Consider the following 19,456-nt stretch of genomic DNA (forward strand, 5'->3'; position numbering starts at 1 on the left):
GTGGCAGAATTTCAATGAGCGAATGAGCGAATGAGTGAATGAGTGAATACCATCCGGTTACTCATTCACTCATTCACTCATTCGCTAATTCACTCATTAAACATGCTCCGAACGCACACTTGCGGGGAACTCCGCCTTTCTAACAATAATCAAACAGCTACACTGTCTGGCTGGGTTCAGACCATTCGCGATAAAGGTGGCGTGTTGTGGATTGACCTCCGTGACCGCTATGGTATTACGCAGCTTCTGCTCGAAGATGGTCAGACAGCGCCCGAACTGTTCACCATTGCCCGCTCGCTGGGCCGCGAATTTGTCCTGAAAGCGACCGGGACAGTGATTGAACGGAAGTCCAAAAATCCGAACATTCCAACGGGCGACGTTGAATTGAAAGTAACCTCACTGGAGGTGTTAAATCCGGCCAAGTTGCCACCGTTCCTGATCGAAGATGCGACCGACGGGGGCGACGATCTCCGCATGAAATACCGCTACCTCGACCTTCGCCGGAATCCGGTTCGGAAGAGTCTGGAACTTCGCCACCGCATGGCCCAGCAAACGCGGTTGTACATGGACGGCCAGAATTTTATTGAAGTCGAAACGCCGGTTCTGATCAAATCGACGCCCGAAGGCGCACGTGATTTTGTGGTGCCAAGCCGCATGAATCCGGGCGAATTCTATGCGTTACCCCAATCTCCCCAGACATTCAAGCAGTTACTGATGGTATCAGGTTTTGACCGGTACTATCAGATTGTGAAGTGTTTCCGGGATGAAGACCTTCGTGCCGACCGTCAGCCAGAATTCACGCAGATCGACTGCGAGATGTCGTTTGTGGAGCAGGAAGATATTCTGAACATGTTCGAGGGGCTGGTACGGCATTTGTTTAAAGCCGTAAAAGGAATCGACCTGGACACCGTGCCCCGCATGACCTATGCCGACGCCATGAAGTTCTACGGTTCCGACAAACCCGACACGCGCTTCGACATGAAGTTTGTTGAGCTTAAAGGCACCTTCGACACCGTCGATATGACCTCGGGCAAAGGCTTTGGCGTGTTCGATTCGGCCGAGTTGGTTGTGGGTATCAACGCACCTGGTTGCGCACACTACACCCGTAAGCAACTGGATGAACTAACCGATTGGATCAAACGGCCACAGGTTGGTGCAAAAGGGCTGATCTATGTTCGCTATAACGAAGATGGAACGCTGAAATCGTCGGTTGATAAGTTTTATTCGGAAGCAGATTTGCAGGCATGGGCAGTCCATTTTGGCGCCAAGCCCGGCGATTTGATGCTGATCATTTCAGGCGATGCCGCAAAAGCCAGAAAACAACTGAATGAATTGCGTCTGGAAATGGGTACTCGTCTGGGTCTACGTGATCCAAACGTGTTTAGCACCTTATGGGTACTCGACTTCCCATTGCTCGAATACGGCGAAGAAGAACAGCGTTGGTTTGCGATGCACCACCCATTCACATCACCCAAGCCCGAAGATATTCCACTACTAGACACTGACTTAGGTTCAGTACGTGCCAATGCATATGACCTGGTTATCAACGGCACTGAAGTTGGCGGTGGTTCTATTCGGATTTTCAACCGCGATTTACAGGCTCGGATGTTCAGCATTCTGGGCTTCTCCGACGAAGAAGCAAAAGCGCAGTTCGGCTTCCTGATGGATGCCTTCGAATACGGTGCCCCCCCACACGGCGGTATTGCGTTCGGTTTCGACCGGTTGTGTTCGCTCTTCGGTGGTGCCGATTCGATACGTGATTTCATTGCCTTCCCGAAAAACAATTCGGGTCGCGATGTCATGATCGACTCGCCATCTGTCATCTCTGACAAACAGTTGGAGGAGTTGAAAATCGCCACCGTAGCGAAGTAAATTATTTGTAGGGCGGACATCTTGTCCGCATAGCTAAATGAACTAAATTTGGCTATGCGGACAAGATGTCCGCCCTACTTTTTACTCAAACTCCCACTTACTCACCCAAGGGTCGCGCGTTTCTTTTTGAAATCGCTTCAACTTAGCTTGCATTCGGCTCAGTACCTCTTGGTATTTTGGATTACTGGCCAGATTATGCACCTCTTCGGGGTCGGTTTGCAGGTCGTATAACTCAAAGCGTGGTCGGTGTAAATAGGCTTCTACCGTTCGTTTCCCGTAGACTTTCTGCTTCGTCCGAAGAATGTCCTGCCATGTATAGGACTGATATAAATCGAGCGCCATTGGGTAGGTTAGCTCGTGGGCAATGTTGAAAATCAGCTTATACCGTCGTTCGCGAACTACGCGCATGGGATAATACATCGTAATTTCGTGCAGCGAATGCGATGCGTAGACCTCGTCCCAACCAGCCACCCGCTCCTGCTCAATAATATCCTTGAACGAACGACCCTGTTTAGCTATTTTACCAGTTTCAATGCCGGCAAAATCCAGGAGTGTAGGCGTTATATCGACCCATGAAATCATGGCATCCTGGACAAAACCAGGTTTTTGTGGTTTGGGTAGCTTCACTAGCAAAGGCAACCGCATACCCGGTTCATACAAATTCGTTTTCGAACCGGGGAACGGAGCACCATTATCGGACAGGTAGATAATCAGCGTATTGTCATACTGGCCCGTGTCTTTCAGGTACTCAATCAATCGACCGACACCCTGATCCAGCCGGCTGATAGCTTCGTAATACTGTGCCAGCTCAGCCCGGCTGGCTCTGGTATCCGGCATATACGGCGGCACAAGAACATCGCGTGGTTGATAGAAATGATCGCCTACCTGTGGATAGCCGCCGGGTTTATTACCAAACAGATTCGGTTTTGAGCCATCAAAAATAGGTTTTCCATCAGGTGCTACTGTATTGCTACGGTGCGGATCATCTGTAGCGAAATACAGGAAGAACGGCTTGTCTGATTTTTCTTCAAAAAGCGGATAGCATTTCCGAGCCATCTCTACCGGACTCCTTCCTATCGAAGCCGGGTCATTAACGCCACCAGCCCCAAGAACCTGCTGAAAATGATAGACTTTCTCAGGGGCCACATGCAGTTTTCCGATACGGGCCGTTCGATACCCAGCCTGCTCTAGCAAAACGGGTAATGATCGTACCGTATCGAACGAACTGAAATGGTGTACCTGATGCTCCAGTCCATACATACCATTCGCATGGTTATGTACTCCCGTCAGCAACACCGAGCGACTGGGGCTGCAACTAGCCGTCGTGCAGAACGCATTCGTAAACTGGGTCCCGTCGGCAGCCAATTGGTCAATGTGGGGTGTCCGAATGGTTGGTTTCGGCCCGTTTTTTTCGCCGTAACAACCAAGAGCTTCACGACCGTGATCATCGGCAACAATCAGGACAATATTTGGGCGTTTGTCTTCTAATTGGTACACTATTTTAGCAGGCTGATGCGGATTATCTGTCACTTGATCCACAAATTCTGTTGGCATGAACGTGTAAACTCCAGTCAGTAAGCCAATCACAACACTGCTAAACCTATATTTCATAACAATAGCCAATTAATGTCTTTCTAAAGCGCCCTCTGCTCAAGACAAACTTCTTTTTAATTCGGGAGATTTCCCATGTACCTCTTCATTTCGGAAAAAACTTCTTACTAATTACGCAAGGGCAAAAAGTAATATAGAGACAAAGGCATTAAAATAAGGAAATAAAACAATAAAGAAAGGCATAAATATTGCTTACTTAATAGGTGTTTTTATATACTAAATTATCCGCAAGCTATTTTTCTATGCCCATTTCTACTTGCTGTCGGCTACTCGTTGGCCTATTATTTATTTTCCAATCTGCATTCGTTTTCGCTCAAAATCAACCAACTCCTTCAGAACGAGATACCCTTCGTCGAATTGCCGAGGAAGAACAAAGACGATTGATTGACCCTGCAACTGGCACAGTACCTTATGAACGACTTGACCAAGCTCGTCGGCAACTAAACAACCAATCGTCAACGGCCAATGGGGGGCCATCGGCTCAGAGTGGTATTCCTGGCATAACCTGGCAGGAACGAGGCCCCAGCAATGCCGGAGGTCGCACTCGTGCCCTTCTGTTTGACCCCAATGATCCGGCTCATAAGAAAGTATGGGCGGGTAGCCCGGTAGGGGGATTGTGGTACACTAACGACATTACCGACGCGAACACAGGCTGGACGCCCATTAGTGATAACTGGGAAAATACCATCGTCACGGCCCTTGCCGCCGACCCTTCGAATCCACAGATAATGTATGCAGGCACAGGCGATGTCTATAACTATGTAACAGGTGGTGGTATCTGGAAAACAACGAATGGAGGCACTACCTGGAGCCGATTAACAAGCACGATTCCAGGTGGAAATGCGCCGACAATTAATTACAGTTTGGGCTATATACAGCGTATTGTTGTCAACAGTAGTGGGCAAGTGTTTGCCGCCACGCGATTGGGAATTGTACGTTCGGTGGATGGCGGTACTAGCTGGACGTATGCTTTAGCACCCAATCAGGGTATTGGTGCAGGCAGCAACACCAACAACTATTACAACGACCTTGTTACAGACCTGGAACTAGCGACGGATGGCATTTTATACGCGGCATTCAATCCTAGTCGAGTCTTCAAATCAACCAATTCCAGCGGTACTACCTGGACCGAAATCACGCCTACTGGTATCACTGGCGAACGTACTGAATTAGCCTTAGCTCCCTCAACAAACGGAGCGGTGCAAGTAGTCTACGCCATATCGAGAGCGTATAATGGCGTTAATTATTATCAGGATATCAAATGGTTCAAGAAAAGTGCCGATGGTGGCAGCACCTGGACAGACCTAGCAATACCTAAATATGGCGGCAGTGATCATTTTAGTGAAGGTAATGGCAATTATGCACTGAATCTTGTGGTCAACCCAACCGATGCAAACACGGTTTATGCAGGTGGTTATGACTGGTTTCGTTCTGTAGATGGTGGAAATACCTGGAGCACTCAACTCAGTAATAGATATCTACATCAACAAGGACTCTGGTTTCAGCCAGGTAGTAATACCAACGTAGCCTTTGCCGACGGTAAAGGGATTCGATGGTCAACCGACTGGGGCAACAATACGGTCTCGGTCCCAACATTTGTAGAGCGGAATGCGGGTTATCGGGCAGCTGAGGTTAATTCCGTGTCGATGAAGGCAAGTGCAGGCAGTCCTTACCTGCTGACGACCAGCCGGGCTGGTGCGTTTAAGTTAACAACAGCAGGTTTAGCAGAAGGCTCCCTTTTCTACACTTATTCAAATCCCATGGGGCTCAGTTTTATTGATGAAGATACGCCTACAAATCAAGTTTTTCTCACTAGCGGAGGCAGTGTTTATTATTACGATGGCTCGTCTCTTCAATACCTGATCGGCTTAAATAGTAGTGGAGGAGCAGCCGATTACGATAGTCAATCAAATACACTCTATGTTGCCGATTACACTAGTTCAACCAGCCAATACACCATTCGCAAAATGGTCGGCATTGGTTCGTCAACTACCTCTACGCAATTATCCCTGACAGGTTTGACGAACTCGCCATCCTATTTCAAATTAAGCAAAGATCGATCAGCTCTTTTCGTTGGCAATTATCCAGGCAAGCTTTACAAAATCACGAATCTCAACCAAGCTACCCCCACTGTTACAGCTATCGACAATGGGGCTCTGCCTCAATACACAACCATATCCTGTATTGATGTTGGCGCTACGGACAATGAGCTGCTGGTGACCATCTCGAATTATGGGGTACAATCGGTATGGTATACAAACGATGGAGGAGATCTCTGGACAGGAAAAGACCAAACCAATTTTGGCTTACCCGACGTACCCGTCCGAACGGCCCTTTTCAACCCTCAAAATCGAAAACAAGTACTTCTAGGAACCGACGTGGGAATTTGGTCAACGACTGACATTACAGGCTCAAACCCTGGCTGGGCAACGTCCAGTACAGGCTTAGGCACCCTACAAGTCAATCAATTACGCTACCGGGCCTCGGACGGGCGTATGTCGGCAGCGACTAACGGACGGGGTGTATTTACGTCCGATGCCTTTGCTATCCCTTACACGTTACCTACAGTTTCAATTACCAGCATTTCAAACACGAACCTTTGTGCTGGCAACACGTTTACGGTATCGTTCAGCACGGCAGGGCCAGCCTTTGGCACAGGCAACACCTTTGAAGTCTGGTTATCGGATGCTAATGGAAGTTTCACAAACTCCACAAAAATCGGCAACGGTACTACCAGTCCTATTTCGGCTACTTTACCAAGCGGTTACAGTGCGATGCCTTATGGTACAAATTATCGAGTTAAGATTATTGCTACTAACCCTGATGTTGAGAGTAGTCAGAGTGGTGCCTTAGCTATTGGTAATTTAAGTTATATTTCAATATATGACCGACGCAGCGAAAGTGGGAGAAATTTTACAAGTGGGGACATCTGCCCCGGAAGTTCAGCCCGATTAATTTCCTATATCTTTGGTTATAATGGATCACTGGCTACTACCGTCGATTCTTACCAATGGCTTTTGAACGGCAATCCCATTAGTGGTGCTACAACATCTACATATGTAGCACCACAAGCCGGAAATTATACAGTTATTGTTAAGCAGGCTGGTTGTACAGTTAACGCTGGGCAATCTTATAATTTAAATACATTCCCTCTCATCTTTGCCTCTATACTTTCACCGACGGCCCCTCAATGTATCAACAGTCAGATAAAAATGGCTAGCGATTACATTGGCGAAACGAGCAGTTATCAGTGGACGCGTGATGGAGTTAATATTGTTGGTGCAACCAGTTATACCTATACCGCAACCCAAACCGGAAGCTATGCCATTCAGCTATCGGACGGCAGTTGTCCGCCTACTACTTCTTCGTCTAGCTTCCTTCAATTCGGACAATCACTTTTTGCTCGTGCTTATTTAAGCACGCCGGCTGATTCACTTATTTGCATTGGTGCTGGCTATGGTAGTTATATTTATGCTGATTTACCAACTCAATCAGGTAACTATTCCGTTCAGTGGTACCGAAATGGAGTGGCCATTTCTCCCATGGCTCCTTTAACAACATCCAATAATTATTTCTTTGCTACACAGCCTGGCTCATACAACTTCGTCGTAAAGCAAGGGAACTGCGAAACCAACAGCAATATGGTTGTTCTTAGATCGGCAGACCCGCTTAAAATTAGTATTACCTATTCATTTAAAAGTACCATTGCCTGTCTGGGTGAAACCCGTATGTTGTCTGCCAGTATTTTCAACGGCAGTTTACAATGGCAAAAAGATGGAGTAGATATTCCAGGAGCGACCAGTTCAAATTACACAGCTACAACATCAGGGAATTACACAGTGCGCATAACCAGAGGATCCTGTGTCGCCACCTCGCTGCCTGTGTCACTTACCTTTAGCAATACTATCCAACCCATAATCAAATTTAGTACGTCCACGGCAGATGTCTGTTATGGCATCGATTTATATGCTTCTGACATTAATATGAGCGGATATCAGTATCAATGGTATAAAAATGGGGTATTGGCGATCTCTACTACAACCAATTATTATTACGCCGGTCAGTCAGGAGTTTATTCTGTACGTGTCACAAATGGTGCTTGTACAGGCCTATCGAAAGAGATATATGTTACTGTCGGGCAAATGGCAAAACCGGTCTTGTCTATCAATTCCATAACAAATTCATTGTGTCCAAATAATAGTATACAACTGTATGCCAACTCGTCTGGCAACAGTGTATATTGGAAACGCAATGGAGTTACTATAGCAGGTGTAACCAGTTTTTCCTTCTATGCTACTCAATCAGGCATTTACACCGCTGTGGCTCAAACTGGCTCTTGTACTGCCGAATCAGACCCCGTTGAAGTCAAAATCGGTGAACCCACAACGGCAGCTTTGACCGGTAACGCACTTATCACCACTGGGCAATCAACACTCTTACCCGTTTCCTTCACTGGCCCAGCTCCCTGGTCGTTTACACTGACAAATGGGCAATCGGTGACGGCTACCTACCAGAATCCAGCGTTTATAGCGGTATCGCCAACTAGCAATACGATTTATCAGCTGGCGTCAGTAGGAAATGCCTGTGGCACAGGAGCTGTGTCGGGTCAGGCGAGTGTATCGGTAGGGACCGGCAGTGCTGACGTGTCGTTGAATATGGCCGTTAGCAATCGAGTACCAAACGTAGGCGATGTGGTGAGTTATACATTAAGTGCAGCCAATGCTGGTCCACAGGATGCCGTTGGTGTTCAGCTTAGCAGCTTACTTCCAGCGGGTCTTGCGTTTGTAAATTCCTCTTCGCCAGGGCTAAGTGCAGCTAATGGCGTAGTAAGTGCCGATCTAGGAACGATTCCAGCCAACGGGGTAAGTAGTGTTAGCTTTCAGGTCACGCCAACACAAGCGGGTGTTTTTGCGACGTCCGCTCAAATTGCATACTCTGGTACCCCAGATCCAGACAGTCAGCCCGGTTCGGGCACAGGCGATGGCCAGGACGATGAGGCTAGCGTTGATTTACGCACACCTAACGGCGGTGCATTCGTAGCTTCGGCGAATCCCAATCAGATGCTGTTGCCCGTTGTTTTGGGCAATCAGCCTGCAACAGATCCCAATAAAATTGATCTGAGTCTAGGCATGTGGGTGGATAAACTGACACCCGCTGCCTCCGATATTATTTCGACAAGCCTGACTGTCAATAACCGGGGAGGCTCATCAGCGTCATCAATTATTGTACAAGTTGTTCTGCCTAATGGGTCATTTAACGCCCAAAGTCCGGCAGGGTGGATTCAAGTCGATAGCCAGACTTACAAACGGTATATTAACGCCCTGGCAGCTGGGCAGTCAGCAACGGTATCCCTAAAATGGCAACCGGCGGGTAGTGGTACATTGAAAGCACAAATTCTCGATGTTGCCGAAGCTGATTCTGACTCCACACCAGGTAATGGTTATACGAATGGAGAAGATGACGAAGCGTCTGTAACTGTTCGGGCACAATAAGAAATACCCAAAAACGAAGAAGGCTCCGTAGAAATGGAGCCTTCTTCTGTTTTGTTCGGGATTATGAGTGGCCCGTAGGGTCTTCACAGCTTTTTCAATCGACCCTACGCTATAAAGACCCTACGGGCCACTTACAATCCCGAACTTGCGTTAGTTTAGAACTTTCGCTTATTCTTTCCGAACAATCTCCTCCAAAAACGCCCGAAACTTATCGGCGAACTCGGGGCGTTTGAGCGCAAACTCAACGGTTGTTTTCAGGAAATCGAGCTTGTTGCCAATGTCATGGCGCTTCCCTTCGATGCGGTGTGCATACAGGTTTTCGCGTTTCAGCAACAACAACATGGCATCGGTCAATTGGATTTCGTTGTTCTTGCCAGCCGGAGTTTGTTCCAGCATCGAGAAGATTTCGGGGGTCAGAATGTATCGTCCTGCAATTGCCAGGTTCGACGGAGCGTCTGCGATAGCAGGCTTCTCAACAAGCGTGGTTAATTCGAGAATCCGGTCGCTTAGCGAATTCCCTCCCACAATACCATAGCGATTTACCTTATCGTGAGGGACCTCTTCAACCGCAATCACCGAACCGCCATATTGGGCGTAGGTATCGATCAATTGTTGGGTTACGGGAATAACAGAGTCCATGATCGTATCGCCAAGCAACACGGCAAAAGGCTCATTACCAACGTGGTGCTTCGCATACCGAATGGCATCGCCCAGACCGTTCAGTTCGCGCTGACGAACGTAGTGTAGGTTAGCCATGTCGGAAAGTCGACGCATCTCGTCCAGCAATAGCTGATCTTCTTTTTCTTCAAGTCGGGTTTCGAGTTCGTGGTTACGGTCGAAGTGGTCTTCAATGGCCCGTTTACCTTTACCCGTAATAATCAGGATATCTTCGATACCCGAATCAACGGCCTCCTGCACCACATACTGAATGGTCGGGCGGTCAATAATGGGCAACATTTCTTTAGGTTGAGCCTTTGTAGCAGGCAAAAACCGGGTTCCAAATCCGGCAGCGGGAATAACGGCTTTCTTGATCATTTTTAAAGAGCGAATGAGTGAAAGAGCGAATGAGTGAATTGTGCTAACTAGTTTTCGCTCATTCACTCATTCGCTCTTTCGCCTTTTTAAACTACATAAGGCTTAATAACGCGGGCATTAATTTTCTTGAGTTCAACAAACAGACGATTTAGCATGGCATCATCGCGGTAGAGGCCGATGATGGAACCGCCTGACCCGGTAAACGACGATGACGCTCCGCAGGCTCGGGCGGTTTCAATCATTTTACGGTTTCGATCGCTGATGTTATAAATCTGAGAACGCAGGTCGAAGTTGCGATTCACCAGCTCGTTCAAGGCTTTGGTATCCTGGTTCATCAGAGCTTCACGTCCCTGACGGGCCACATCGGCAATGGAATTCATCGTTTCGATCACCGTTGTATCTCCTTTGAGCCATCGAGACCGAACGTCGTTATGCACTTGTCCCGACTGTTTTCCAAGATCGGTATTATAGGCAATGTATAATTTCGGGAGCAATCGAGGATCAAGTGGCTCGTACTGGCCATAGCCCTGCCGTTCTAAAGTGCTGCGGTCAAAATCCATATAAACACAGCCCTCATAGCACTGAATAACCCGATCCTGCAACCCAGCTGTAATCCCTAACTCTTCTGCTTCGGTAGCCAACACCAGGTTCGGCAGTATGGGCTGCGGTATTTCAACGTTATAGAACTGCATCAGCGCCCGAAACGTAGCCACAATAATGGCGCTTGAGCCAGAAAGGCCCACTTGCCGGGGAATGGACGTATTGTACCGGATCGAGAAATTCTGATTAGGCAACCGAATCTGCTCTTTTTCGCAGTATTCAGCAAATTTCTTGATGGCCGCTTTCAGCAACGGAACACCCCCATGATAGCCAAGCATACTAACAGAATCGCGCAGGTGATGCAGGCTTCTGAATACGTTAGTATCCTGAAACTGAGGCTCAATGTTCAGTTCGGGCGATTGGTAAAGCGTTACCGACGCTCCAAAATTACGGACGGTAATGGCAATTGTCTTACCAAAAAATCCGTCAGACGGGTTGCCGAGCATCCCCGCTCGGGCATAGGCACGGGTTTCGATGAGCAAAATAAAAGGCGGACTGACTATCCGCTGGCTTAGCTAAACAATTAAACAACAAGTTTACGAAAGTTTCCTTAGCATCAGTTCAGGAAGGCCAGATTCTAGGGTTGTATTGATTCTATGGACATAAAAAAAGCGATCGAGGGTTTCCCAATCGCTTTGTCAAAGAAGTTATATTCTGGCTTAGTACTGCTTCAATTTAGTTTCTGTAGATTCTTCAGATTCTATTGCTTCTGTCTATCAACATAGTAATAGAATCAAAAAAAACAATAGAATTTAAATTGCTTGAGTACACTAGTGCTGTTCCAATTTAGATTCTATGGATTCTTTTGATTCTATCGACTCTGATTATCAGTAGAATAGGATCAAAAGAAACATCTAGAATCTATTTTATCAAAGCCCTAATTTAGGTCATTCTTTTCAACGCTCGTCTTGTCTTTGTCGTTATATCCTACATTATGCGGATCATAGCCTTTGTTTGGGTCATCGCCTTCTTCCAGGTAGGTGGCATCGGCCCGGTGTAGCAGCGCATCGTCGGAAGGGTTTTCGGCCACTTCGCTCAGTTTTTTCGCGGCTTCATCGCTCATCATATGCCCTTTAGGCACTTCAGAAATCGCATCGGCATTAACATCCCATTCCTGGAAACCGCCCAGGCTTTCAGGAATCGCATCAATTGGCTGACTGCCGCTACGGTTAGCCTCACGACTATCGTGCGTCAGCATCATATTATCACTATCCATGTCCATACCCGACGTTGAGTCTTTGTAGACATTTGTTCCAACTCCCTCTGACTCATGCCCATAATCGGACGTGCCATGCTGGTTCGGATCTTTTGAATAGTACTCAGGATCAATTTTATCGGGATCGAATGGTGATGTAGTTGCCATAACGTTAAGTGTTTTTTTACTATAACCAGAAATGGCGGTGGGTTGTTTTGTTGCGTGGAGCAAGGTGCACGGTGCCAGGAAAGCATAGAAGCCCAATCCGGCTAATTCCCCTGCTCCGCACCCCGCGCTCCGTGTCCCTTCAACTCCTCCAGCAACTGGTCATTCGTTTGCTGAAGTAAGGCAACACGCTCATTGAGCTGAAAAAGCAGGAACTCCACATTCCGTAGCCGTTCTTCGGTTGTAATGGCTGCCGAAGGCGAATTAAGCGTCTTAAACATAAGTCCCTCACCCCGTAGCAGCCAGTCACCATTAACCTGCGGAAAGGCGATCAATATCTTTTCCAGGGTGTCGTAACGTGGCTTTAGCCGACCGTGCAAAATGTGGTATACTTTTTCGCCCCGATGTTCGCCCAACTGTCGGGCAAATTCGAGTACGCTAATATTTAGCGAATCAATTAATTCCTGAAGACGCAGATGAATTGTCATGATGAGCGGAGGGATACGGGACAGAGGGCAGCGAGTGATGGTAACTAAAGACTTATGCTATTTTACACAAAAACAGGTAAATATTCAGGAAATATCTTCCAAAATGGCTTTGTTAATTACACAAAAATATGTATTTTTAAGTCTATAAACAGGGGGCCTAAAAAGGCAAAAGGGACCGCAAAATGGGTCCCCTGCTTGAACAGTAAACAACAAATACTAATGAACACACAAAACAAAAGCCAAATCGAGACAATTCAAAGCGATAGCGCTCCGAAACTGGATCAAAAAATTCACGAATTGACGACTGAGGTGGTCAATCCGAGTGTTGTACGACGCTATAAATACCTCGAAGGACACCCTCGCCAGTATCGATTCGACGCTAAAGAAGGTGTGTTCAACATCAATGGTACCGAAAAATTAGGCCGTACGCTGACTTTTCAACCCATTGCCTGGCGCATTTTCACGGATAACATTCTGAATATGGGCACCAAAAACTGGGCAGAAATTTTCTTTATCGATGATAAAAACTGTGTGTCGGCGCTGCTTTTCCATGGCTATTCGGTCGATAATATTTTCCGCCTGATCGAACCGCTTTACTACGACGACCTTACCCTCGCCGATGTGGTCATCACGGCTGTTGCTGAAAAGAAAGAATACACGAAAGTCCAGCCCAAAGGTGTTTACTACATCGCCACCTTCTCGTACAAAATTGGCGATCCACAGAAAACCGCCGAACTGAAGCAGTTTGCGCAAGATGTAAAAATATTCCGGCAGGAAACGCTGACGGATATCGCCAACATTAAAACGGCGATGAACTATTACAACCCTTTCGTTAATCTGGCCGACGAGCCAGAGTTATTATCGGCAGGTTAAGTCAGTATAGTTTGTTTTTAAGTGCATAGGCGTATTCTGAAAGTGAATACGCCTATGTGTGTTCGTGCCTAAAATCCATTTTTTATGCAGACCTCCCCTATTTCGATGCAAACGGGTCAATCACAACCTTTATTCACACAAGGCGACTTTTATCGGGCACTGCCACGAGTGTCGAACTCGGACTTAACGCGCCTGAAAGAAGAGCATCTGGGCTATTGGTCTACGCCTTCAACCCGGTTTATCGCCGAAAAGACCAAAGTATTTGGCCGGGCGTTTCACCAGCATTTACTGGAGCCCGAAACCGTTGGTACAGTATTATCTCAACTTTTGCCAGATATGGTCGACTCGGCAAACCAGATCGATGCCAATACGCTGGCTCCTGCTCAGGCAAAACAACTCCAGACACTCATGCATACGATTCGGCAGGATGCTTTCTGTCGCCGGTATCTGCGTCAGTCGGAACGAGAACGTGTTGTTTTGTCAACCGAACCCACAACGGGTATTGCCTGTAAAGCCCGTTTAGATTTGGTCTACACCAGCCCTAAACGTCGGAATGCGCTCATTATCGATTTAAAAACGACTTCGGCCCGAACACAGGCGCAGTTTCTGGAATCGTGCTACACCTACGATTACGATCGACAGGCTGCTTTTTATGTAGACAATCTGCGTCATGCCGACAATGGCGAATGGAATACAACCCGCCAGTTTCGGTTTGTATTTATTGGCATCATGAAACAGCGTCCTCACAAGCTTTTTGCGGTCGATGCTACGTCTATCCCCGGCTTTCTGGATTATGGCCGTAAAAAATACCGTTTCTGGCTTCGTAAGTGGCAGGAGGAACAAACCCGACCAGATCTTGTGCCTTCTGCCTGGAGTATGAGTGCGTAATAGTCGTTTACGGTTTATGGTATAAGGTTTACAGTGGCCCAGAGCTCTGGTTACAATACCGCTTACGTCGGCTTACCGTAAACCTTATACCATAAACCCCATACCATACATCGTTATGAACGCTTCTATAATCACCCTTACCACGTCTGAACTCAATTTCAATTGGGGCACTGATGGGCTAGTACTTTGGATTGAGGAATTAGATAGAGTGGACAATGTAGCCGATCAGCTAAGTGATGTGATGGATCGGATCGCTTTTGCTATTGAGCTACAAACGGGCTGGGATCATCGTACGGATGGCAACACATTGCATCCGCTTTATGGTTATCGCTTGCTACTACGGGACGCATCGGGCTGCTGGAATGCCATCCAAACGGATGAAACCGGGCATTTCGCAGGCTTTATCCCGCTCGAAGAAATGGATTACGAACAGGCTTATGACAAAGTCATGTGGCTTGATTGAGTGATTTTTCGTATTACCCTCGCCCCCGGCCCCTCTCCCGAAACGAGAGAGGGGAGTTGTTACGTTTTTTTGGTAGCCCCTCTCCTGTTTTGGGAGAGGGGTTGGGGTGAGGGGACATCCGCTTGTTCATGTATGCAAAGCAATTTCTATCTTTCTGTAGCAAAGTCCTCGTCAATTAAATGACTGTCTGAATTCCAGTGGCGACAGGTTTGTCTTGGTTTTGAAAAGCTTACTGAATGACGCCAGGTGCTCAAACCCAAGTTCGTAAGCGATTTCACTGACAGACAAGTTTGTAGTCGATAACTTCTCTTTGGCTAGTTCGATCAGCTTATCATGCAGATGCTGCTGGGTACTTAGGCCCGTCAGTGATTTGAGCAGCCCACTCAAATAATTGGGCGATACATGCAACTCTTCAGCAATGTAGGCAACCGTTGGCAAGCCCTGTTCGGCTAAAGCGCCACTGTTAAAGTATTGGCTCAGCAGCTCTTCCAAACGGGTCAATATCTGATGACTCGATACCTTACGGGTAATAAACTGGCGTTGGTAGAATCGATCAGCATAAGTCAATAGCAATTCCAATTGGGCAATAATCACGCTCTGACTGAACCGATCAATAGTGGTATGGTACTCCTGCTCCATGTAGTTGGCAATTCCCGTCAGCATCGACTCTTCTTTCTCCGAAAGATGCAGCGCTTCGTTGACGGCATATCCGAAATACTCATACTGTTTGATGGTTTTGGCCAGTGTTGTATTCCACAACAGATCTGGATGGAACAAAATCATCCATCCGGAAGGGTTATGCGTCTGATTCTTCTCAAACTCTACGGTCAGCACCTGACCGGGTGCCATAAAATGTAACACGCCATCCTCAAAGTCATGCGGCTGTTGCCCATACACCATTTTTACATGAAAGTTCTTCTTCAAGGAGATCGAGTAAAAATCAAATACTCGTGTGAAGGAACCTTCTGCCAGCGGGCGTCTCAACGTTTCAAGATCGATAACGCTGATGAGTGGATGTTCGGGCCGTGGCAAACCTGCCATACGGTGGAACTCGCTAATGGTTTTGACGCGGGTGAGCTGCCTGTTCATGGTATCACAAGATAAGGCAATTAACTAAAATAGACACTGCCTGCAAGATCATCGAGCAGTGATGGACCCACAGGATGCCAGTCTAAGCGCTCCTGAGTGATTTGGCTAGAGGCCGGGCAATCTATAGTCGCAAAGGCAGCAAACCAGCCGAAATGTGCAGGTGCCTCCTCAGGCGATATGGACACGACTGGGATATTTAGTTTTTTCCCTATCACTTCAGCAATTGCTTTCAAGGTAATGGCCTCATCACCAACGGCATGGTATCTGGCTCCCGCTTCGCCATGCTCCAGAGCCAGACGAAACAAACGGGCAGCATCCAGACGATGCACCGCATTCCAACGATTGAGCCCTTCGCCAATGTAGGCAGCTACACCTTTTTGGCGGGCAATGTTACTAAGAATCGGGATAAAACCATGCGCATCGCCTTCGCCATGAACGGATGGGGATAGCCGGATAGTCGTGGCACGAACGTCCTGTGTAGCAAAGGCTAGGCCGGCAGATTCTGAAACGCGCGGGAATCGTTCGGGGTCAGGCTGACTACTCATGTCTTCGGTGGCCAGTGTGCCAGGACGTACTAGTGCAGTACCCGACGTAACAATAAATGGTCGGTTAGAGCCAGCCAATACCGCACCCATTGTTTCGATAGCAATGCGGTCTATTTCGCAAACTTCCTTAAACCGCGAAAAATCGTGGACAAATCCGGCATGAATTACGCCATCTGCACCGATTGTGCCGTCGCGCAAACTATCCAAGTCCTGCAAATCTCCCCGATGCACCCTGGCACCCGCTGCCAGAAGTTTATTGGCAGACGCTTCGGAACGGGCCAGGCCTACTACGCTGTGACCAGCACCAATCAATTCGTTAACAATAGCAGAGCCGACAAATCCTGAGGCTCCTGTGACAAATACGTTCATGTGCTTTACTGTTTTTAGTAAGACAAAGGTCCGTTGACGTACACTGATCTATTTTGCCGTATCTCCTATTTGTTTAGTCAAATCGTAGCGAGGCATTAAAAACTGTTCTGTCCCCTACAACTTATCTTTCTCCTTCACGCAACCTTTAGCCGTTGATTTACATCTTTAAGCAAAAGTCAAACAACATTAAGAAAGCATCCATGAAAACTTTCGTTACATCCCTACTACTCGCGGTGGTTGCTATGGCGCCTACATTGGCCCAGTCGACCATTGATGCGAAAGATATTATCGCCAAAATCAACCGTAAAGAAGCTGTTTCTTACCAGAACGTGACCGTTACCGGCGACCTTGATCTGACCAACTTAGCTAACCGGAAAGAGATACGGGAAGGCAGCTGGAAAGGCGAGTCCCGCGAATTTTTAAGCGTAGTTGAAGTGCCCCTTACGTTCAAAAACTGCACCTTCAAAGGTAAATTTCTGGCTTATCATACCGACGAGCAGGACGGCAAGCGAATTTTCAACACCAGCAATACCGTTTACAACGCTGATTTTACCGAAGCCGTAACCATTGAAGGCTGTACGTTCGAAGACGATGCGGCATTCAAGTATTCGCGATTCACGCAGCGGGCTATTTTCACCAACAATACCTTTAGCGAAGAAGCCATCTTTAAGTATACCAAGTTTCGTAACGCGGCTGATTTCAACAGTTCGACCTTCCGGAGCTATGCCGATTTCAAGTACACCAACTTCGATGAATCGTCCTCTTTTCAGAAAGTATCGTTTCAACGGTCTGCTGATTTCAAATACACCAAGTTCGAAGAAGTAACCGATTTTCGTCAGGCGCGTTTTTCAGGTAATGCCGATTTCAAATACACGCATCTGCCACGAGGTACCAACTTCGATGATGTTCGCTTCGAAGGCTCCACCGATTTTAAATACACGACACTCGACGGCCGTAAATTCTCACCAAGCCGATAGTTTTAGACAGGTTTAAACACAGAGGCACGGAGAACACAGAGAAAATAATTTATCTCTGTGTTCTCCGTGCCTCTGTGTTTAAACTATTTGTAGTCTGGTCCGCTAATTCCGAAACCCTATCCAACCATTTATCAATCTTCGTGTTTATCAGAACGTTACCACAATCACTCAACGTTTTGAAACGCACAACCAAAATTATACTCGCAATAATCATTCTGCTGGTTATTGCCCGCCTACTACTGCCCTATTTCGTGCTTCGGTACGTCAATAAAACGCTGGCCGACATGGGCGGCTATACAGGTCATGTTAAAGACATTGATATTCAATTGATTCGGGGCGCTTACCAGCTCGATGATCTTCGCATCCGAAAAATAAACGGCAAGATTAAAGAACCCTTTTTATACATTCCCAAAACAGATCTATCAATCGAATGGAAGTCGCTGCTAAAAGGCCGATTAGTTAGCGAAGTGGAATGTTACGAACCCGAAATCAACTTCGCTTTCAGTAACAATGCAGCCAGCAATCAGACCGGTGCCGAGGTCGACTGGACGGCCTATCTGAAAAAACTATTGCCCATTAACATCAACCGGTTTGCGGTTGTGAATGGCAAGGTGAATTTAACCAGCCTGATTACCCAACCTCGGGCCGATTTATCCTTGCAGCGGTTTCAGGGAGAAATTAAAAATATCCGCAACGTTGAAGAAAAGAATAAACTACTCCCCTCGCCAGTTGTAGCCTCCGGTGACGTGCTTGGCTATGGAGGAACGATGAATTTTTCGGCTAATATGAATTTGCTGAAAGTTGTTCCTGACTTAGATTACAATCTTCGTTTCAGCGAGCTCCAACTCGTTAAGCTTAACCCCCTTGCCCGCCAGTACGCCAATCTCGATTTCGAACGAGGCACCGTAAGTGTATACAGCGAGATGGCCATGCTCAACAAAAAGCTCAATGGCTACATCAAACCCCTTACCAAGGGCATGCAAATTTTCAAACTAAACGAGCATGAAAATCGATCTGTAGGCCGCTTTTTCACCGAACTCATTGCGCAGGTTGGTACCGACGTGCTTAAAAATCAGAAACACGACCAGGTTGCTACACGTATTCCCTTAAATGGAACGATTGATAACATTGAAACAGCCGTTTGGCCAACTATTTTCGGTGTTCTACGCAATGCGTACATTCAGGCATTTCGGGGAGAGTTTGACAATAACATCACCGTAAAAGACGCGTTTAAGACGCTTAAAGAAGATTTTAAAGCTAATCGGGAAGAACGGAAGGCCGAACGAAAAGAAAAGCGAGCCAAGAAAAAAGCCGAACGCCAGAAAAAACGAGCTGAACGCAAGGCCGAACGTCAGAAGAAAAAATAAGCAGAATTTCTTGTCTGAGACCTATGGTGGTGTCGGTTACTTATAACCGACACCACCACAGACGCTACCGAACGGTATCAACACGCGTAGCTCCTCCCCGACGCAGTGAATCAGGAGCCAATCGCCGTTGTTTACGGTTTTTAGGCGTCAGGGTATCACTTTTATTTTTCTTGAGTTTAGGCCGGGGCGGATTAGCCTGACGTGTATCTGCTGTTGAGGTCGGTTGCTGGACAGCCGGAGATTGATCACTTTGGGCAACTACGCCCATGCTAACAAGGCTGCCTAATAAAGCAGTAAGCAAGAATATCCGTTTCATAGTATCGTTGAGTTTGTATTTGTATGTAACGATCCTAATGAGAATTCGGTTAGAGTATTGTCGTCTCCTCGTTGATTTCATAGGCCATATTTTGACGATATGGCCTATGAA

General features: G+C 47.1%; 15 protein-coding genes. 7 read left to right on the plus strand and 8 right to left on the minus strand.

The features are described 5' to 3' along the window. Positions 1-102: 102 nt before the first annotated feature. A complete protein-coding gene (gene aspS, locus ACYVGR_RS26185; protein ID WP_460962361.1) occupies positions 103-1,872 on the plus strand; it encodes an aspartate--tRNA ligase in 1,770 nt (589 codons plus the stop codon). A gap of 81 nt (positions 1,873-1,953) precedes the next feature. Here the strand turns inward: aspS and ACYVGR_RS26190 are convergent, their stop codons facing one another. Beyond that, complete coding sequence (locus ACYVGR_RS26190) at positions 1,954-3,483, minus strand: sulfatase family protein (RefSeq protein ID WP_460962363.1); 1,530 nt, start codon at positions 3,481-3,483, stop codon at positions 1,954-1,956. Between the two features lie 242 nt (positions 3,484-3,725). Here ACYVGR_RS26190 and ACYVGR_RS26195 point away from each other — a divergent pair, with 242 nt between their 5' ends. Then, positions 3,726-8,975, plus strand: a complete 5,250-nt coding sequence (locus ACYVGR_RS26195) for a hypothetical protein (RefSeq protein ID WP_460962365.1) — start codon at positions 3,726-3,728, stop codon at positions 8,973-8,975. A gap of 168 nt (positions 8,976-9,143) precedes the next feature. On the opposite strand, the gene galU is transcribed toward ACYVGR_RS26195, so the two are convergent. The 4 genes from galU to ACYVGR_RS26215 all read right to left on the minus strand — a co-directional run bounded on the left by galU (position 9,144) and on the right by ACYVGR_RS26215 (position 12,458). Beyond that, complete coding sequence (gene galU, locus ACYVGR_RS26200) at positions 9,144-10,010, minus strand: UTP--glucose-1-phosphate uridylyltransferase GalU (RefSeq protein WP_460962367.1); 867 nt, start codon at positions 10,008-10,010, stop codon at positions 9,144-9,146. 86 nt (positions 10,011-10,096) lie between these two features. Beyond that, entirely contained in the window at positions 10,097-11,092 is a 996-nt protein-coding gene (locus tag ACYVGR_RS26205) for a mevalonate kinase family protein (RefSeq protein ID WP_182460734.1), read from the minus strand. Positions 11,093-11,487: 395 nt separating this feature from the next. Continuing rightward, positions 11,488-11,973 (minus strand): hypothetical protein, encoded by a 486-nt coding sequence (locus ACYVGR_RS26210; protein WP_460962369.1) that lies wholly within the window; start codon positions 11,971-11,973, stop codon positions 11,488-11,490. Between the two features lie 101 nt (positions 11,974-12,074). Beyond that, positions 12,075-12,458 (minus strand): XRE family transcriptional regulator, encoded by a 384-nt coding sequence (locus ACYVGR_RS26215; RefSeq protein ID WP_460962372.1) that lies wholly within the window; start codon positions 12,456-12,458, stop codon positions 12,075-12,077. A 219-nt stretch (positions 12,459-12,677) separates the two neighbouring features. Between ACYVGR_RS26215 and ACYVGR_RS26220 the strand changes: the two genes are divergently transcribed. From ACYVGR_RS26220 to ACYVGR_RS26230, 3 genes are all read left to right on the plus strand, one after another. Next, positions 12,678-13,331 carry a hypothetical protein gene (locus ACYVGR_RS26220; protein WP_460962374.1) on the plus strand — a complete coding sequence of 218 codons (654 nt, stop codon included), beginning with the start codon at positions 12,678-12,680 and terminating at the stop codon, positions 13,329-13,331. Positions 13,332-13,436: 105 nt separating this feature from the next. Then, the gene (locus ACYVGR_RS26225) at positions 13,437-14,219 is read left to right on the plus strand and encodes a PD-(D/E)XK nuclease-like domain-containing protein (RefSeq protein ID WP_460962440.1); all 783 of its coding nucleotides are present in this window, start codon (positions 13,437-13,439) and stop codon (positions 14,217-14,219) included. 115 nt (positions 14,220-14,334) lie between these two features. Further along, positions 14,335-14,682: a hypothetical protein gene (locus ACYVGR_RS26230; RefSeq protein WP_460962376.1), complete on the plus strand. Its 348-nt coding sequence runs from the start codon at positions 14,335-14,337 to the stop codon at positions 14,680-14,682. A 171-nt stretch (positions 14,683-14,853) separates the two neighbouring features. Here ACYVGR_RS26230 and ACYVGR_RS26235 read toward each other — a convergent pair whose 3' ends face one another. Then, the gene (locus ACYVGR_RS26235; RefSeq protein WP_460962378.1) at positions 14,854-15,771 is read right to left on the minus strand and encodes a helix-turn-helix domain-containing protein; all 918 of its coding nucleotides are present in this window, start codon (positions 15,769-15,771) and stop codon (positions 14,854-14,856) included. Positions 15,772-15,791: 20 nt separating this feature from the next. After that, a complete protein-coding gene (locus ACYVGR_RS26240; RefSeq protein ID WP_460962380.1) occupies positions 15,792-16,685 on the minus strand; it encodes an SDR family oxidoreductase in 894 nt (297 codons plus the stop codon). Between the two features lie 200 nt (positions 16,686-16,885). Between ACYVGR_RS26240 and ACYVGR_RS26245 the strand changes: the two genes are divergently transcribed. Both ACYVGR_RS26245 and ACYVGR_RS26250 read left to right on the plus strand, forming a co-directional pair. Continuing rightward, positions 16,886-17,662, plus strand: coding sequence for a pentapeptide repeat-containing protein (locus ACYVGR_RS26245; protein ID WP_460962382.1), 777 nt, complete (start codon positions 16,886-16,888; stop codon positions 17,660-17,662). A gap of 176 nt (positions 17,663-17,838) precedes the next feature. Next, positions 17,839-19,029, plus strand: coding sequence for a DUF748 domain-containing protein (locus ACYVGR_RS26250; RefSeq protein WP_460962384.1), 1,191 nt, complete (start codon positions 17,839-17,841; stop codon positions 19,027-19,029). A gap of 64 nt (positions 19,030-19,093) precedes the next feature. Here ACYVGR_RS26250 and ACYVGR_RS26255 read toward each other — a convergent pair whose 3' ends face one another. Beyond that, the gene (locus tag ACYVGR_RS26255) at positions 19,094-19,345 is read right to left on the minus strand and encodes a hypothetical protein (RefSeq protein WP_460962386.1); all 252 of its coding nucleotides are present in this window, start codon (positions 19,343-19,345) and stop codon (positions 19,094-19,096) included. Positions 19,346-19,456 lie beyond the last annotated feature (111 nt).

Source organism: Spirosoma litoris (assembly GCF_054776755.1).

Bases quoted from the DNA above. Each gene is read 5' to 3' on its own strand.
- ACYVGR_RS26215 (WP_460962372.1), bottom strand. From the start codon at position 12,458: ATGACAATTCATCTGCGTCTTCAGGAATTAATTGATTCGCTAAATATT.
- ACYVGR_RS26220 (WP_460962374.1), top strand. From the start codon at position 12,678: ATGAACACACAAAACAAAAGCCAAATCGAGACAATTCAAAGCGATAGC.
- ACYVGR_RS26195 (WP_460962365.1), top strand. From the start codon at position 3,726: ATGCCCATTTCTACTTGCTGTCGGCTACTCGTTGGCCTATTATTTATT.
- ACYVGR_RS26230 (WP_460962376.1), top strand. From the start codon at position 14,335: ATGAACGCTTCTATAATCACCCTTACCACGTCTGAACTCAATTTCAAT.
- aspS (WP_460962361.1), top strand. From the start codon at position 103: ATGCTCCGAACGCACACTTGCGGGGAACTCCGCCTTTCTAACAATAAT.
- ACYVGR_RS26235 (WP_460962378.1), bottom strand. From the start codon at position 15,771: ATGAACAGGCAGCTCACCCGCGTCAAAACCATTAGCGAGTTCCACCGT.
- ACYVGR_RS26225 (WP_460962440.1), top strand. From the start codon at position 13,437: ATGCAAACGGGTCAATCACAACCTTTATTCACACAAGGCGACTTTTAT.
- galU (WP_460962367.1), bottom strand. From the start codon at position 10,010: ATGATCAAGAAAGCCGTTATTCCCGCTGCCGGATTTGGAACCCGGTTT.
- ACYVGR_RS26245 (WP_460962382.1), top strand. From the start codon at position 16,886: ATGAAAACTTTCGTTACATCCCTACTACTCGCGGTGGTTGCTATGGCG.
- ACYVGR_RS26240 (WP_460962380.1), bottom strand. From the start codon at position 16,685: ATGAACGTATTTGTCACAGGAGCCTCAGGATTTGTCGGCTCTGCTATT.
- ACYVGR_RS26190 (WP_460962363.1), bottom strand. From the start codon at position 3,483: ATGAAATATAGGTTTAGCAGTGTTGTGATTGGCTTACTGACTGGAGTT.
- ACYVGR_RS26210 (WP_460962369.1), bottom strand. From the start codon at position 11,973: ATGGCAACTACATCACCATTCGATCCCGATAAAATTGATCCTGAGTAC.
- ACYVGR_RS26255 (WP_460962386.1), bottom strand. From the start codon at position 19,345: ATGAAACGGATATTCTTGCTTACTGCTTTATTAGGCAGCCTTGTTAGC.